Origin of the sequence: Jannaschia sp. W003 (assembly GCF_025144335.1) — a bacterium.
GTDB lineage: Bacteria > Pseudomonadota > Alphaproteobacteria > Rhodobacterales > Rhodobacteraceae > Jannaschia.
The window spans coordinates 1,077,126-1,092,794 of the sequence record NZ_CP083539.1 but is presented as its reverse complement, the minus strand read 5'-3'; the positions used below and the strand labels follow the sequence as shown (position 1 = coordinate 1,092,794).

The 15,669-nt window shown below is 72.0% G+C and carries 11 protein-coding genes; 9 read left to right on the top strand and 2 right to left on the bottom strand.

Annotation, left to right across the window (positions count from 1 at the left end; translation table 11 throughout):
- Nucleotide 1 precedes the first annotated feature (1 nt).
- From K3554_RS05250 to K3554_RS05240, 3 genes are read left to right on the top strand one after another with little or no spacing between them, the layout of a single operon-like run.
- Nucleotides 2–913, top strand: a complete 912-nt coding sequence (locus K3554_RS05250) for an MBL fold metallo-hydrolase (RefSeq protein WP_259944608.1) — start codon at nt 2–4, stop codon at nt 911–913.
- 12 nt (nt 914–925) lie between these two features.
- On the top strand, nt 926–1,291 hold the full coding sequence (locus K3554_RS05245; protein WP_259944603.1) for a rhodanese-like domain-containing protein: 366 nt from the start codon (nt 926–928) through the stop codon (nt 1,289–1,291).
- A 1-nt stretch (nt 1,292) separates the two neighbouring features.
- On the top strand, nt 1,293–3,002 hold the full coding sequence (locus K3554_RS05240) for a SulP family inorganic anion transporter (protein WP_259944598.1): 1,710 nt from the start codon (nt 1,293–1,295) through the stop codon (nt 3,000–3,002).
- A 28-nt stretch (nt 3,003–3,030) separates the two neighbouring features.
- Here K3554_RS05240 and K3554_RS05235 read toward each other — a convergent pair whose 3' ends face one another.
- Together K3554_RS05235 and K3554_RS05230 are read right to left on the bottom strand one after the other, a co-directional pair.
- Complete coding sequence (locus tag K3554_RS05235; protein WP_259944590.1) at nt 3,031–3,558, bottom strand: hypothetical protein; 528 nt, start codon at nt 3,556–3,558, stop codon at nt 3,031–3,033.
- A 19-nt stretch (nt 3,559–3,577) separates the two neighbouring features.
- Entirely contained in the window at nt 3,578–4,258 is a 681-nt protein-coding gene (locus K3554_RS05230) for a response regulator transcription factor (RefSeq protein WP_259944589.1), read from the bottom strand.
- Nucleotides 4,259–4,921: 663 nt separating this feature from the next.
- Between K3554_RS05230 and K3554_RS05225 the strand changes: the two genes are divergently transcribed.
- The 6 genes from K3554_RS05225 to fnrL all read left to right on the top strand — a co-directional run bounded on the left by K3554_RS05225 (nt 4,922) and on the right by fnrL (nt 15,589).
- Entirely contained in the window at nt 4,922–7,753 is a 2,832-nt protein-coding gene (locus K3554_RS05225; RefSeq protein WP_259944587.1) for a hypothetical protein, read from the top strand.
- 128 nt (nt 7,754–7,881) lie between these two features.
- Nucleotides 7,882–9,966 (top strand): hypothetical protein, encoded by a 2,085-nt coding sequence (locus K3554_RS05220; RefSeq protein WP_259944582.1) that lies wholly within the window; start codon nt 7,882–7,884, stop codon nt 9,964–9,966.
- A gap of 18 nt (nt 9,967–9,984) precedes the next feature.
- Nucleotides 9,985–12,126, top strand: coding sequence for a type I secretion system permease/ATPase (locus K3554_RS05215; RefSeq protein WP_259944574.1), 2,142 nt, complete (start codon nt 9,985–9,987; stop codon nt 12,124–12,126).
- On the top strand, nt 12,123–13,475 hold the full coding sequence (locus K3554_RS05210; RefSeq protein ID WP_259944573.1) for an HlyD family type I secretion periplasmic adaptor subunit: 1,353 nt from the start codon (nt 12,123–12,125) through the stop codon (nt 13,473–13,475). The genes K3554_RS05215 and K3554_RS05210 overlap by 4 nt, the downstream gene beginning before the upstream one ends.
- 475 nt (nt 13,476–13,950) lie before the next feature.
- The gene (locus tag K3554_RS05205) at nt 13,951–14,787 is read left to right on the top strand and encodes a universal stress protein (RefSeq protein ID WP_259944571.1); all 837 of its coding nucleotides are present in this window, start codon (nt 13,951–13,953) and stop codon (nt 14,785–14,787) included.
- A 70-nt stretch (nt 14,788–14,857) separates the two neighbouring features.
- The gene (fnrL, locus tag K3554_RS05200) at nt 14,858–15,589 is read left to right on the top strand and encodes a transcriptional regulator FnrL (protein ID WP_259944568.1); all 732 of its coding nucleotides are present in this window, start codon (nt 14,858–14,860) and stop codon (nt 15,587–15,589) included.
- The last annotated feature ends 80 nt before the right edge of the window (nt 15,590–15,669 follow it).

The window sequence follows — 15,669 nt, the reverse complement described above, 5'->3', positions numbered from 1 at the left end:
CATGTCCGATTCCGAACGCACCGAGCGGCACTCCCCCTCGAAGGGCCCCGGCTCGCCCGACGTCTGGGGCTTCTACGACCCCCCCACCGGCTCGGCGCAGTACGTCGTCGCCTGCCCCGAGACGCGGAAGGCCGCGCTCGTCGACGTGGTGCAGGACTTCGATCCGGCCGGCTTCTCGACCGGCACCGAGGCCCGCGACCAGGCCATCGCCATCGTGGAGCGCGAGGGCCTGACCGTGGAATGGGTGCTTGACACCCACCCCCATGCCGACCACTTCACCGCCTCGGTGCAACTGGCCGGGCGCTTCGGCGTGCCCAACGCCATCGGCACGAAGGTCCGCGAGATCGCCGAGCTCTGGCGCGGGCTCTACAACATGCCCGATGCGTTCGACGTGGACCGCGACTACGCCCGCCTGTTCGCCGACGACGACACGTTCCGGATCGGCAAGCTCGACGTGCGGGTGATGCTCTCGCCCGGCCACACGCTGGGGTCCATCACCTACGTGGTGGGCGAGGACGCGGCCTTCGTGCACGACACGCTGATGCAGCCCGACCAGGGCACCGCGCGCTGCGACTTCCCGGGCGGCTCGGCGGCGGAGCTGTGGGCCTCGATCCAGGCGATCCTCGCCCTGCCCGAGTCGACCCGTCTCTTCATCGGCCACGACTATCCCGGCGACGACCGTGACGCGCCCGAGTGGGAGGCGACCGTGGCCGAGCACCTCGAGCGCAACGTCCACGTGAAGCGCGGCACCGACCGGGATGCCTGGATCGCCAAGCGCGAGAAGCGCGACGCGACCCTCGCGCTGCCCGACCGCATGCTGGCCGCGCTGCAGGTGAACCTGCGCGCCGGCCAGTTGCCCCCGCCCGAGGACGACGGGCACAGCTACCTCAAGATGCCGCTCAACAAGTTCTGAAGGAGTGCCGCGATGCCGATGAGCATGAAGTACCTGGTGGCCGAGGCGAAGGCGCAGGTCGGAAGCGTCTCCCCGCAGGAGGCGCAGGACGCCGGGGGACTGATCCTCGACGTGCGCGAGTCGGGCGAGTTGGAGGAGAAGGGTCGCGTCGAGGGCGCGCTCCACGTGCCGCGCGGCGTGCTGGAGTCGCGCGCCGACCCGGATCTGCCCACCGCCGAGCGCCGCCTCGTCGACGCGCGCGCCGTCCACGTCCTGTGCGCCTCGGGTGCCCGCGCGGCCATGGCCGCAGCCCAGCTCCGGCGCATGGGATACGAGGCCGACGTGATCGAGGGAGGCCTCGAGGGCTGGCGCAAGGCCGGCCTGCCCGTCGAAGGCTGAGATGCACCGCCTCCGCAGCTTCGTGCCGGCCCTGGACTGGGGCCGGCGCTACGACCGCGCGGCCTTCGGCGCCGACGCGCTGGCCGCCGTGATCGTGACGATCATGCTGGTGCCCCAGTCGCTGGCCTACGCGATGCTGGCGGGGCTGCCGCCCGAGGCGGGTCTCTACGCGTCGATCCTGCCCATCGTCCTCTACGCCCTCTTCGGCACTAGCCGGACGCTCGCGGTCGGCCCCGTGGCCGTGCTGTCGCTGATGACGGCGGCCGCGGCGGGGCGCGTGGCCGAGCCGGGATCGCCGGAGTTCGTCGCCGCTGCCCTCGTCCTCGCGCTCCTGTCGGGCGCGATGCTGCTGGCGATGGGGGTGCTGCGCCTCGGCGTGCTGGCCAACTTCCTCGGTCATCCCGTGATCTCGGGCTTCATCACCGCTTCCGGAATCCTGATCGCCGCAAGCCAGCTCCGCCACGTGCTGGGCATCGAGGCCCACGGCCACACCCTGCCCGAGCTGGCGCTGTCGCTGGGTGCGAACCTCGGAGACGTTCACGGACCCACCCTCGCCATCGGGGCGGGCGCGCTCGGCTTCCTCTTCTGGGTCCGGCGGGGCCTCGGGCCGCTCCTGCGCCGCCTCGGCGTGGCCGAGCGCCCGGCCGCCATCGCGGTGCGCGTGGGGCCGATCCTCGCCGTCGCGGGTGCCACGCTCGCGGTGTGGATGCTCCGCCTCGACCTCGCGGGCGTGCGCATCGTCGGGGACGTGCCCGCGGGCCTGCCGCCCCTCACCCTGCCCCGATTCGCGCCGGACCTGTGGCTGGCCCTCGCCGGCTCGGCCGCAGCCATCGCGGTGATCGGGTTCGTGGAGTCCGTCTCGGTCGCCCAGACCCTCGCCGCCAAGCGCCGCGAGCGCATCGACCCCGACGGCGAACTGATCGGCCTCGGGGCCGCCAACATCGGCGCCGCCTTCACCGGGGGCTTTCCGGTCACGGGCGGCTTCGCGCGCTCGGTGGTGAACTTCGACGCCGGCGCGGCGACGCAGGCGGCGGGCATCCTCACCGCGCTCGGCCTGCTGGGCGCCTCGCTGTTCCTGACGCCGCTCCTCCACTACCTGCCCGACGCGGTGCTGGCGGCCACCATCATCGTCGCCGTGCTCTCGCTCGTGGACCTCGCGATCCTGCGCCGGGCCTGGGCCTACAGCGGCGCCGACTTCGCCGCCGTGGCCGTCACGATCCTCGCCACGCTCCTGCTCGGCGTGGAGCCGGGCGTGGCCGCCGGGGTGCTGGTGTCGCTGGCTACCCACCTGTGGCGCACCTCGCGGCCCCACGTCGCCGTGGTGGGGCGGGTGCCGGGCACGGAGCACTTCCGCAACGTCGAGCGCCACCATGTCGAGACCGACCCGGCCGTCCTCTCGGTGCGCATCGACGAAAGCCTCTACTTCGCGAACGCCCAAGGCCTGGAGGCGCACGTCCTCGCCCTCGCCGCCGAGCGCCCCGCCCTGCGCCACGTGGTGCTGATGTGCTCGGCCGTGAACGCCGTGGACCTGAGCGCGCTGGAGAGCCTCGAGGCGCTCGTCGCGCGCCTGCGCGACATGGGCGTGGCATTGCACCTGTCGGAGGTGAAGGGGCCCGTCATGGACCGCCTCGCCCGGACCGACTTCCTCGCGCACCTCACGGGGCAGGTGTTCCTCAGCCAGAGCGAGGCCGCGAGGGCGCTGTCGGCCTAGGCCGCCTCCGCCGCGGGGGGCCGCTCCCCTACCCGGCGCCCTTGGCGGGCTGGTCCGGAAACGCCTCGCCCACCGCGCGCCAGATGTCGATGTTCAGCTCGGCGATCGCGTCGATGGCGTCCTGCACCTCGCGGGCGGCGGAGCGATCGATGTCGCTCGTCTGCCCCACCTTGATGCTGTGCTTCCGGTCCGCGATCCGCATGAGGATCGTGCGCATCGCCCCGCTGTTCTGGTCGAAGGAGTAGATGCAGTGGCTGTAGCGGTTGCGCAGGCCCGAGAGCTTCGCGAACCGCGACGTGAGGGCGAGGATAGTCTCGCGCCGCTCCGCGGGCACGCGCTCGAGCTTGGCCAGCCGCTCCACCAGGTCCAGCCGCGCGCGCGTCGAGTTCAGCGTGAGGAACATGACCGTGGCGGTCTGGTCGTCGCACCCGACCAGCCGCGCGATCAGGTGGATGAGAAGGCTCTCGGTGTTCGTCCACGAGTAGTTCAGCTTGCCCACGAGCAGGAGGAACTCGTCGAACGGGACGGCGCCGCCGCCGGGATCCGCGGGGGTCATCGGATCCCGGCCGGCGCGGTCACGACTGCCGCGACAGGTACCAGCCCGCCGCGGCCGTGCGGTTGCAGACCCCGATCTTCCGGTGGATGTGGTGGACGTGCAGCTTCACCGTGTGCTCGGTGATCGACAGGTCGCGCGCCACCGCCTTGTTGCTCTTTCCCTGGGCGACCCGGCTGAGCACCTCGACCTCGCGCTCCGTCAGCGGATCGAACCGGAGCTCGCAGGGCTTGTCCGTCCGGAGCAGGGCCGCGACGATCTCGGGGGCGAAGTAGGTCGACCCGCCGGCGATCAGGTCGATGGCCGACATCAGCTCCTCGAAGCTGACGCCGAGCTTCAGGACCGAGACCGACGCCAGCCGCCCCGCCCCGAGCGCCCGGCGCAGCGGCGCCGGATCGGTCGCGGCGTCGTAGCATAGGGCGGCGGCGCCGTGGTCGGCGAGGGCCTCGATCCGCTCGACGGCGCCCGCCGCCCCGAGGAGTTCCGCGTCGATCAGGGTCAGTGCGCCGGATTCGTCGGCGGCCCCTACGTCCCCCAGCGCCTCGAACCGCTGCACCCTGCGGCAGCCGGCCGCGGACGCCAGGTGCAGCACGGAGCGGTCCGAGAGCGACGGGAACGATCCGATCAGGTGCAGCCGCGCATAGGCGCCCTGCCCGGACGTGGTACGTTCGTAGTGAAATGGCTCTACGCCCAACTTACTCATCATAATATGTAGCCTTGGTGCAAAGAGGAAATGGCAGCCACTTCAATCGGGGTGCGCGCAATCATCGCGCATCGAACCTAGCAAATCCCATATTATCATACGGTTGACGCAGGGGCAACATACTTGCTCCAAGCACGGCCAAGACCGCGCAGGAATTTCCAAGAATGCGATCCCGCATCCCGTCGCGCCCTCGCCCGCAGCATAACCGTTCGGTTAACGTGCGTAAACGGAGGGTTAATTAAGCGCCCCTGACGCCCGGACGGCAATACGCCACGAGATCTGAATAACCTTCGGTAATTTCAACAAAAACATATACTTGCGCCGACTATCCGACGGGCACGCAACTCGATGTATTTTTCTCCTGCCGATATTGGCACACACTTTCCGGACCGAGGCGGCACGGCCGTCCGGGCGCCGGATTACGGAGCGGCGCGCCTGTGGGGAAATCGATTCCGACACGCATTCCAGTGTGAATGCCGGTTGTTTCGCGCCCCTGTTACGAGTGCACAAGCGGGAGGTATCGAGAAGTTCGAGATACGACGGCGCGCCTTCCCCCGCATCGGAATCCGCGTCGATCCATGTTCATCATTAATGCGCAGCCGATGGCAATGTCCGCTTTGTATGGATTGGCGGTCGACATCGTTGCGCGCGGAGTAAGACGCCATGTCAGAACGCAACAATCAGCAGCTGTTCCAGATCGCCGACGGCGACCATGACCTCGACGACCTGCACGGGCAGCACCAGCACCAGCACCAACATCAGCACCAGGATCAGACCTCGACGAACGAGAACGTCAACGTGAATGACAGCTCGTCCGACAGCGGAGCGGACGCCACAGGCGCCGGCGCCGGCAACGCGGCCAGCACGTCCGATTCGGGAGCGAACTCCGACGCGGACGCCGGCGCGAACGCCGGTTCGAACTCCAATTCGAACTCCGACGCGGGATCGAACTCCAATTCGGACTCCGGCTCCGCGGCTGACGCGGCGTCCGCCTCCGATTCGGGATCGAACTCCAACTCCGACTCCGGATCGAACTCCAACTCGGCGAGCTCGAGCATCGGCGAGAACTTCAACTCCAACGCCAACGCGTCGGACAACGCCAACAGCAACGACAACACGTCGACCCACGAGCACTTCGCGTCGAGCGACGTCTCGAACGCCAACGCCTCGAACGTCGACGTGAACCTCGACGCCACGATGAGCATGGAAGGCCCGCCGGACGATAACGACTTCGCGGACTTCGATGCCTCCGGCTCGTCGTCGATCTACGGCAACATCTTTGCCCAAGGCAATCTCGCCTACGATCCGGGCAACGATCCCGACCTGTCGGGCGCGCTGTCCGACTCGCTGGGCGGTGAAGGCAACGATGCCGGCATCATCAACGTCCAGTCGAACACGCTGTCCGACGACGACGACCTCTCCGACATCTCGCTCTCCAACGACGGGACGTTCGACGGGGCCGGCACGGTCAACGGCGGCACCGCGACGAGCGATGACGGCATCGACGCCGACTCCGGCGGCGGCGAGGGCGGCAGCGACAACTACGGCGGCGAGGGTGGCGAAGCCATCGGCGGGAACGGCACCGGTGGTGACGGGAACTCCAACGGCGGTAACGGCGGCGAGGGCGGAAACGGGACCGCGGCCGGCGGCCAGGGCGGCGAGGGCGGTGACGCGAACTCGATCGGCCTCGGCCTCGGCAACGGCACCTCGACCTCGGCCAGCGACACCGACGGCGGCGAGGGCGGCGACAGCGGCGCGCTGGCGCTCGGCCTCGGTGACGGCGACGGCACCTCGACCGCGACCTCGGATGGCGGCGAGGGCGGCGATGCCGGCTCGCTCGGGCTCGGGCTCGGCGCGGCCTCGTCCGACGGCACCGTGAGCGGTGACGGCGGCGACAGCGGCGACACCGGCGCGATCGGCGTCGGCCTCGGCGCGTCCGACAGCGACTCGACGGCCGACGGCGACTCCGGCGACGGTGGCGACGGCAACTCGGCAGGTCTGGGCGTCGGTCTCGGCGCCTCGCAGTCCGACAACGACTCCACCGCGGGCGACAGCGGTGACACCGGCGCGATCGGTCTCGGCCTTGGCGCGTCCGACAGCGACGGCGACAGCACGTCGGGCGATGCCGACGGCGGCGATGGCACCGCGACCGGCCTCGGCCTCGGCGCGGGTCTGTCCGGCGCCGACAGCGACAGCGACGCGGACGGCGGCAACGGAACCGGCCTGGGCCTCGGCCTCGGCGCGGGTCTCGCCGGATCCAACGCCGAAGGCGACGGCGGCGCGGGCGGTGAAGGCGGCGATGGCGGCGAAGGCGGTGACGGCGGCGACGGTGCCGAAGGCGGCGACGGCGGCGACGGCAACGGCGGTGACGCCAACGGCGGCGACGGCGGTGATCCGGGCGGCGCAGGCGGCGCGGGCGGCACCGGCGGCCTGGGTGGCACCGGCGGCCTGGGCGGTCTCGGCGGGTCCGGTGGCCTCGGCGGCGCCGGCGGGCTCGGCGGCACGGGCGGCGCGGGCGGCGAGGGTCCGGAATCGGGCCGCGCCGACGGCGCTGGCACGGGCACGGGCACCGGTGACGGCACGGGCGGCGCGGGCGGCACGTCCGACTCGATGGCCGACTCGGATGCGACCGGCACCGGGACCGGCACGGCCGACGGCGCCGGCGGCGCGGGCGGCACCTCGGACGCCGACACCGACTCGACGGCCGAAGCGTCCGGCGACGCGGACGCGGATGCCAACGGTGGGGACGGAGGCGCCTCGGGTGTCGACGGCGACACCACGGCGGACGGCACCGGGACGGGAACGTCCAACGCGGCGGGTGCCGCGGGCGGCGCGATCGACGCGGCCTCGGACGCGGCTGCGGAGGCGTCCGGCACGGGCAACGCCGATGCCGCCGGCGGTGACGCCGGATCCGGCAACGGGGCGTTCGAAGGCGCGGCCGACGGGGCCGGCAACGGAAGCTCCGAAGCCAATGCCGGCGACGGCGGCATGTCGGACGCCATGTCCGACCTGACGGTCGACGGCTCGGGCGACGCGATGGCCGATGCCATCGCGGGCTACGGTGGCGCCGCGGACTCCGCGAACACCGCCACCACGACCGCGTCGGGCGAGAGCACCTCGTCCGCGATGAGCGGCGACACCGGCGCGGGCGGTGCGGCCACGGCCGCGGGTGCCGCGGGCGGTGCCGCGTCCGGCGGCGCGGCCACGGGCGGCATGGCCGACATCGGCGAGGCGATCGCCGGCTACGGCGGTGCGGCCACCGGCGGTGCCGGCGGCGGGGGCGGCAACGGCGGCTCCTGGGGTTCGGGCAACGGTGACGACGGTTACGTCACCGGCCAGTCGATGGCCGACGCCAGCGCCGAGCTCACCACGGACGCGTTCAACCAGACCGTGGTCCAGGGTGCCAACGTGCTCGGCAACGAGGTCGACATGACCCTGGTCGGCGGCTCGATGAGCTCGACCTACTCGGGCGACGACGGCGGAGACACCGTCTGATCGCACCCCACTGAGACGGGCGGGGCCGGTTCTTCCGGCCCCGCCGCAACAGAACCGGAGGCCATGGACGACCCGCGGACCCGAAGGAACCTCGTCTTCAGGTCTCTGATTGTGTTGGAGTACCCGGTTTGGACGCTACCACTGGCATCATCGCGAGATTCATCGGCCTCTTCGCGGTCGCGGTCGAAGAGGCGCGGATGCGCGCCCAGCACGACTCGTTCGCAGGGCACGCCGCCCGGGCCGAAGACCCCGGACCGCTTGGGGGCCACCACCCCCACATCACCTCTTCCCACCAGCTAGAAGGCTTCGACCCCGGTCTCGATTACGACGCCGGGATCGAGCAGATGCTGCCCGGCACCCCCGAGGTCGAGCACCTGATCTCGCCGCCGGAGCTGACGCCCCTTCCGGCCGATTGGGGCTGGCAGGACGAACCCGACACGCCCGCGGCGCCGGACGTGCCCGCGAACCCTCCGGGGACGGACGGGCCCGGACCGGGCGTCCCGCCGGCCCTCACGCCGACGCCGGTGCCGGTCCCGGAGCCCACGCCCGGACCCGTGGCGCCGCCGATGCCGCCGATGCCCCCCCCAGGCAGCGTCGCGACGATCACGGTGCAGACCGCCGCGCTGTCCGACGCGGACGTGTTCGGAACCCTCGAGCCGCCCGATACGGGCAGCGCGCCCGGCCTCGCGCACCATGTCTCGCTCGCCGCTGCCGTGGCGGAGGAGGCCCAGGCGGCGCACGGCGTTCCCTCCGGGGCCATCGCGGAGCCCGGGGCGTTCGGCGAGACCGAATGGGCCGCCGGGGCCAGGGCGGTCTCGACCGACGCCGTCGCCCCGTTCGGCGGCAAGGCGGCGGACGCCGGCGGCGGCGGGACGTGGACCGTCCACGTCGTCGAGGACGTGGAGAGCCACGCCGCGAAGTTCGTCGACGGCGAGGCGGTCGACGCGCTGCCCGCGCTTCCCCTTCCCGCCCCGGAGGAGGACGAGGACGAGGACGACGGGGACGCGTTCGAGAGCGAGGTCGTGACCGGCGGCAACCTCGTCGTCAACGCCGTCAACGTCACCTCGGCCTGGGTGGATGCGCCCGTGATCGCGGTGATGGGCGATGCGGTCGAGGTCGAGGCGATCAGCCAGGTCGCGGCGACGGTCGACCGGGACGTCGTGATCGGGCGCGATGCCGACGGCGCGCTAGCTCCGGCGGCAGGCGGGGGCGTTCCGGGCTTCGAGGCGCCGCGCAGCTACAACGCGGCGTCGTTCTCGAAGCAGGAGTCGCAGTTCAAGCCGATCACCGAGGCCGAGGGCGGCGTCGCCCCGGCGGGCTGGGCGATCGCGCGCGTCGAGGGCGACCTCGTGTCCTACAACGTGTTCGACCAGCAGATCTTCGTGACCGACACCGACACCGTATCGGTCACGAGCGCGTCGAGCCGCATCATCTCCGGCGAGAACGTGGTGTTCAACGACGCCGACCTCGGGATCTTCGGTCTGGCCTACGACGTGATCTTCGTCGGCGGGGACATGGTCAAGATGACCACGATCCACCAGACGAGCGTGCTCTACGATTCCGACACGATCGTCCTTCCCGGCGCCGGGGCGTCCGTCCCGTCCGGGGCGTCCGCCGCCGGTGCGGCGCCGGCGCTCGCGACCGGCGGCAACGTCCAGGCGAACGTCGCCTCCCTCAGCACGGTCGGGATCGACGCCTACGCCTCGCTCAAGGCGGGCTTCGAGGCGGCCGGCGCTTCGCTCGCCGCCGGCGGCGCCGACCTCTCGGGCATCGCCGACGGCTTCCTCGTGCACGGGGGCATGCCCCTGCTCGCGCTCTGGATCGCGGGCGACTTCGTCGAGGTGACCGTGGTCAACCAAATGAACGTGCTCGGGGACTCCGACCTGGTCAGCGCGGCGCGCGACCTGGCGGTCGGAGCGGCCGGCGAGGCCGCGAAGATCACCACGGGCGCGAACACCCAGATCAACGTCGCCAGCGTCACCGACCTCGGCATCGACTCGGAGGTGCTGGTCGGGGGCGAGCTCTACACGGACGCCCTCCTCCACCAGGCCAGCCTAATCGACTCGATCCCCGACGCGGAGGATCTGGCCTCGGAAGCCGTCGCGTTCCTGGCGGACGGTCTGGTCGACGCCGCGGACATCCAGGAGGCGACCCTCGCCGCCATGGCAACCACCGGCGGCGACGTCGACGTGATGCAAGGAATGCTGGCCTAGGCCGCGGAACGGAATGTCATGAAAGACCAACTCGACAACGACCCCGGCGCCCGCATCCCGCTCTGGCTGCGAACGGCGGACAGGGTGGGTGCGCGCGACGATGCCCCGGACGACGCCAAGGGCGACATCGCGGAGCCCCCTCCCGCGGCATCCCCGGACGCGGACACCGCTCCGGACGAGGGCCGCAAGACCGACCCGGAAGGAGACCTCGGAAACGCGACCGGCGAGGCGGAGACCGGCCGGCTGCCGCCGGAGGTCGAGGCCCGCGTGACGCCGTCCTCGCCGACGGACCGTCTGGGCACCACCATCGAGGAGCGCGCCAACGAGCCGCTGCGGGCTTCGGGGACGCCCACCGGCGGGGGCGGCCAGGGCGATCGCGGCGGAGGCGGCGGCGGCGGCGGCATCGGCGGGTTTCACCGCAAGACGCCGCCGCAGGACTTCGGGCGTAGCCTGCGCCTCGGGCGGGCCGCGATCCGGCGCAACCTTCTGTTCGTGATGCTGATGACCTGCGCGACGAACGTGCTGATCCTCGCCATCCCGGTCTACCTGTTCCAGATCTCGGACCGTGTGCTGACCTCGCGCTCGGTGGACACGCTTATCATGCTGACCATCGTGATGGTCGGCGCCGTGACGCTCCAGGCGGTGTTCGATGCGGTCCGGCGGTTCATGCTGATGCGCACGGCGGTGGAGCTGGCGGTGCGGCTGGGCGCGCCGGTCCTCAGCGCCGCCGCGGCAGCCTCGCTGCACGGCTCGGGGCGGGAGTACCAGGTGCTCGGCGACCTGCAGCAGCTCCGCGGCTTCCTGACCTCGGGCACGCTGATCTCCTTCCTCGACGTGCCCTTCGCGCCGCTCTTCATCTTCGCGGTGTTCCTGATCCATCCCGACCTCGGCGCCATCGTCGTGGTCACCGCGCTGATCCTGCTCGTGATCGCGATCTGCAACCAGAAGGCCACCGCCGGGCTGTTCGGCGAGGCGAACGCCGCGCAGTCGCGCGCCCACGGGCACCTCGACTCGATGTCGCGCAACAGCCAGATCATCAACGCGCTCGCGATGATCCCCGAGGCGGTGTCGATCTGGGGCCGCGACACGGCCGCCTCGCTGACGGCCCAGGTCCACGCCCAGGACCGCAACATCGTGTTCGCGGCCATCTCGCGGGCGGTCCGCCTGCTGACGCAGATCAGCATGCTGGGCTGGGGCGCCTACCTCGCGATCGACGGGCAGATCACGGGCGGCATGGTGATCGCCGCATCCATCATCGCCGGCCGCGCCCTCGCGCCGATCGAGGGCTCCATCGAGGGGTGGAACGCGTTCCTGCTCTCGCGCGCCGCCTACGGGCGGATCAGCGCGCTGCTGCTGTCGTCGCGGCTCCAGTTCGAGAAGCTGATCCTGCCGCGGCCCGAGGGCCGCCTCGACGTCGAGCGGCTGCTCTACGTCCCGGGCGGCACCAAGCAGGTCGTGCTCAACGCGGTCAGCTTCTCGCTCAACCCCGGCGAGACGCTGGCGGTGATCGGCAACTCGGGCGCGGGCAAGACCACCCTGGGCAAGATGCTGGTGGGCTCGATCCTTCCCACCTCTGGCAACGTGCGCCTCGACCTCATGGACATCCGCAACTGGGATCCGCGCCAGTTCGGCGAGTCGATCGGGTACCTGCCCCAGGACGTCCAACTCTTTCCCGGCACCATCAAGGACAACATCGGCCGGATGCGCCGCGACGCGACCGACCAGCAGATCCACGACGCGGCGGTGCTCGCCGACGTGCACGAGATGATCTCGAACCTGCCGCAGGGCTACGAGACCACCGTGTCGGCGGACGGCGCGCCGCTGTCGGGGGGACAGAAGCAGCGCATCGCGCTCGCCCGCGCCTTCTTCGGGACGCCCCGGCTCGTGGTGCTCGACGAGCCCAACTCCAACCTCGACACCGCCGGCGACAAGGCGCTGGCGAACGCCCTGGGACATGCCCGTCAGAACGGCATCACCGTGGTGGCCATCACGCAGAAGCCCCAGCTCCTCAACGAGGTCGACAAGGTGATGCTCCTGCGCGACGGGCAGGTCGCCCTGTTCGGCGAACGCGCCGAGGTGCTCCGCAAGATCCAGGAGAGCGCGCGCCCGGGCGGGCAGGTCCCGCAGGGAACGCCCGCGACTCGGAAGGACCCCACATGAGCCTCGCACCCGCACCCCTCGCCCCGCACCCGGCGGCGGAATGGTACGACGAGGTCCCGCGGTCCATCCGCGGCCACGCGAAGTTCGGGATCGCGCTCATGGTCTGCGCCTTCGGCGGCTTCGGGGTCTGGGCGTTCCAGGCGCCTCTGGCGGCCGCGGTGATCTCGCAGGGCAGCTTCGTCGCCACCGGTCAGAACAAGATCGTGCAGCACCTCGAGGGCGGTATCATCCGCGAGATCCTCGTCGCGGAAGGGGACCGCGTGAGGACGGGCACGCCGATCCTGAGGCTCGACGAGACGGCGGCGCTCGCCAACGAGCGCGAGCTCTTCCTGCGCGAGGTGCGCCTCGAGGCCACCGAGGCCCGCCTCCTCGCGGAGCACGACGGCGCCGCCACGGTTACGATGCCGGACCGCCTCGTGATCGCCGCGGCGACCGACCCGGAGGTCGAGGCGATCATCGCCAGCCAGCGCCTGAACTTCCGCGAGGCCCGGCGCGCGCTCGAGCAGGACGTCGCGCTGATCGAGCGCAACATCGAGGCCCTGCAGATCCGCGCCGGCGGCTACCGCCTGCAGCTCGACTCGCACGAGCGGCAGCTCGCGATCCTCGGCGAGGAGCAGGCATCGCAGCAGCAGCTCCTCGAGAAGGGACTGGTCCGGCGCACGCAGATCAACGTGATCGACCGCACCATCGCCGAGGCCGAGGGCCAGATCGGGCGCCTGGAGGCGGAGATCGAGGAGATCGAGATGGTGCAGAGCCGCCACCGCACCCAGATCGACCAGGCGCGGTCCGAGCACCGGCAGGTGGCGCTGGAGGAGCTCCAGGCGATCCAGGCCGAGCTCGACTCCGTTCGCGAGAAGTCCCGCACGGCCCGGAACATCCTGCGCCGCGCCGTGGTCGAGGCGCCGGTCGACGGCACGATCGTCCGGCTCCTGTACAACACGCCCGGCGGCGTCATCGAGAGCGGCAAGCCGATCGCCGAGATCCTGCCGACCGGCGCGCCGCTCATCGTGGAGGCCAAGATCTCGCGCAACGAGATCGACAGCGTGGAGCTGGGGCAGATCGCGGCGGTCCGGCTCGTGGCGCTCAACCAGCGGACCACGCCGATCCTCGAGGGGCACGTGGTCTACGTGTCGGCCGACGCGATCTCCGAGAAGGTCGAGGGCAGCACCCTCGACATCTACGTCGCCCGGATCGCGTTGGACGGCGAGGAGCTGAGCAGGGTGAGCGGGTTCACCCCCACGCCCGGGATGCCCGCCGAGGTCATGATCCAGACCGCGGAGCGCACCTTCGCGCAGTACCTCGCGAAGCCCATCTCCGACAGCATGTGGCGGGCATTCAAGGAGGAGTGAGGGCGCGCCGCGGTTCGCATGGCCCGGCGCGCACCCCACGCGGAGCGTCCGGTCCCTGCCCTCGCCGGAATAGGGACAGGGGCCGGGGAAACGGAAGGCGGGCCTGCGTTGCGTTGACCCGGGCCAACCACCCGTTCCGGTCGCCCGGGAGCGTTTGACATGGCGCAAGGTGCGGGCGTCCCGCACGCCCCATGGTCGGAGGCGAGGCATCCAAAGGAGCGTTCCGATGCGCGCCCCTCTCCCCCGCCCTCCCCCGGAGCTCCGGCCACCGCATGAGCGGCGCGATCACGGTGCTGCCCCGGGACGGTCCGGAGGGCCCGGCGGGCGGGCCGCGACCCGGTCGAGTCCGCCCCGCCCGGCGCCGGGAGCGACGCGCCGACGGAGCTGGTCGTGCCGCCCTGCACCGCCACGATCCCGAGCCCCGGCGCGGGCCGCCCCGGCCCGCGCCCCACGCAAGCAGCCGGAGGAACGCCCCATGACCGTCGGAACCATCCTCGCCCACCTGTCGCACAAGGCGACCGCCGCGCGCCTCGCCGACGCCGGCCTCGCCCTCGCGGAGCGCCTCGACGCCCATCTCGTCGCCCAGCACACGCTGGAGGGGATCATGGTCTATCCCGGCGTGGAGGCCTACTTCTCGCCGTCCATGAGCGATGCGGTCGACGCCGCGCAGACGGCCCGCGCCGACGCGATCGAGGCGATCTTCCGCGAGCGGGCCGGAAACGCCAGCGCGCGGTGCGAGTGGCGCACCGTGCGCGGCGCGCCCCTTGCCGCCGCGGACCGGATGGCCGTGGCGTGCCGCAACGCCGATCTCGTGCTCCTGGCCCTTCCCGGCAGCGCGGACGCGCCCTCCGAGCACCGGCACGTCGCCGAGCGCGTGGTCCGCGGCGGCGGGCGCCCGGTCCTGCTGGTGCCCGAGGCGGGGATCGGAGGCGGCGTCGGGCGCCGGGTGGTGATGGCCCATGCCGACGCCCGCGAGGCGGCGCGCGCCGCCTTCGACGCGCTGCCCCTCCTGGCGCAGGGCGCGGCGATCCACCTCGTCCACGTGGGCGGGGACCTGGACGCGATGCGCCACCACTCGATGATCGAGATGAGCGCCGTGCTCGCCCGGCACGGCCACGACGTCGTCATGACCCAGCGCGAGCCCCATCACGACACCGTGGCCGAGGTTCTGGTGCGCGAGGCGCGCGAGGTGGGGGCGGACATGCTCGTGGCCGGCGCCTTCGGCCACTCGCGCGCCTACGAATTCCTGTTCGGCGCCACCACCAGCGCGCTCCTGCGCGACGCCCCGGTGCCGCTCCTGCTGTCCTGCTGAGGGGGATCGACGGTGCGGCTTGGCCTCCGCCGCGCCTTGCCGCGCGCCGGCGGGCGTGGGACACTCGTCCATGTCGCGCATCGACCTCCAGGTCGCCGCGCAGGACTGCCTGCGCTGCCCGATCCGCCACCGCGCGGTCTGCGCCGCGTGCGAGGGCGTGGAGCTGGCGCGCCTCGCCGCCATGAAGAGCTACCGCAGCTGGGAGGCGGGCGAGACGATCGTGCTGGAGGGCGAGGCGCTGCCCTTCGTGGCCTCGATCGTCTCGGGCTGCGCCACGCTCACCCGCTCGCTCGAGGACGGGCGGACGCAGATGGTCGGCTTGATGCTGCCCTCCGACTTCGTGGGCCGCCCGGGGCGGGCGGATGCGCCCTACGAGGTGGTCGCCGCGACCGACGTCACGATGTGCCTGTTCGACCGCACGGCCTTCGAGGCCATGATGCGCGACACGCCCCGCGTGGCGCGCCGCCTGCTGGAGATGTCGCTCGACGAGCTGGACGCGGCGCGCGACTGGATGGTGCTGCTGGGCCGCAAGACCGCGCGCGAGAAGGTCGCCACCCTGCTCGCCATCGTGCTGCGCCGGGCCTCCACCGCCGCGCACCCCCTGCGCGCCGCGCTGCCGCTCACCCGCGAGGCCATGGCCAGCTACCTCGGCCTGACCATCGAGACCGTGAGCCGCCAGATCACCGCCCTGCGCCGCGACGGGGTGATCCGGCTCGAGGGCGCGCGGGAGGTGCTCTGCGACGACCTCGCGCGCCTGCTCGCGGAGGCGGGCGACGACGGGGGCGGCGCCTTCCCAGCCTGACCACTCGGCGCGCTTGACCTCGATCAAGGCCGCGCCGGCGCGGGGCCCCTATCCCGGTTCCCGAGGGGCCGTTCGGCCCG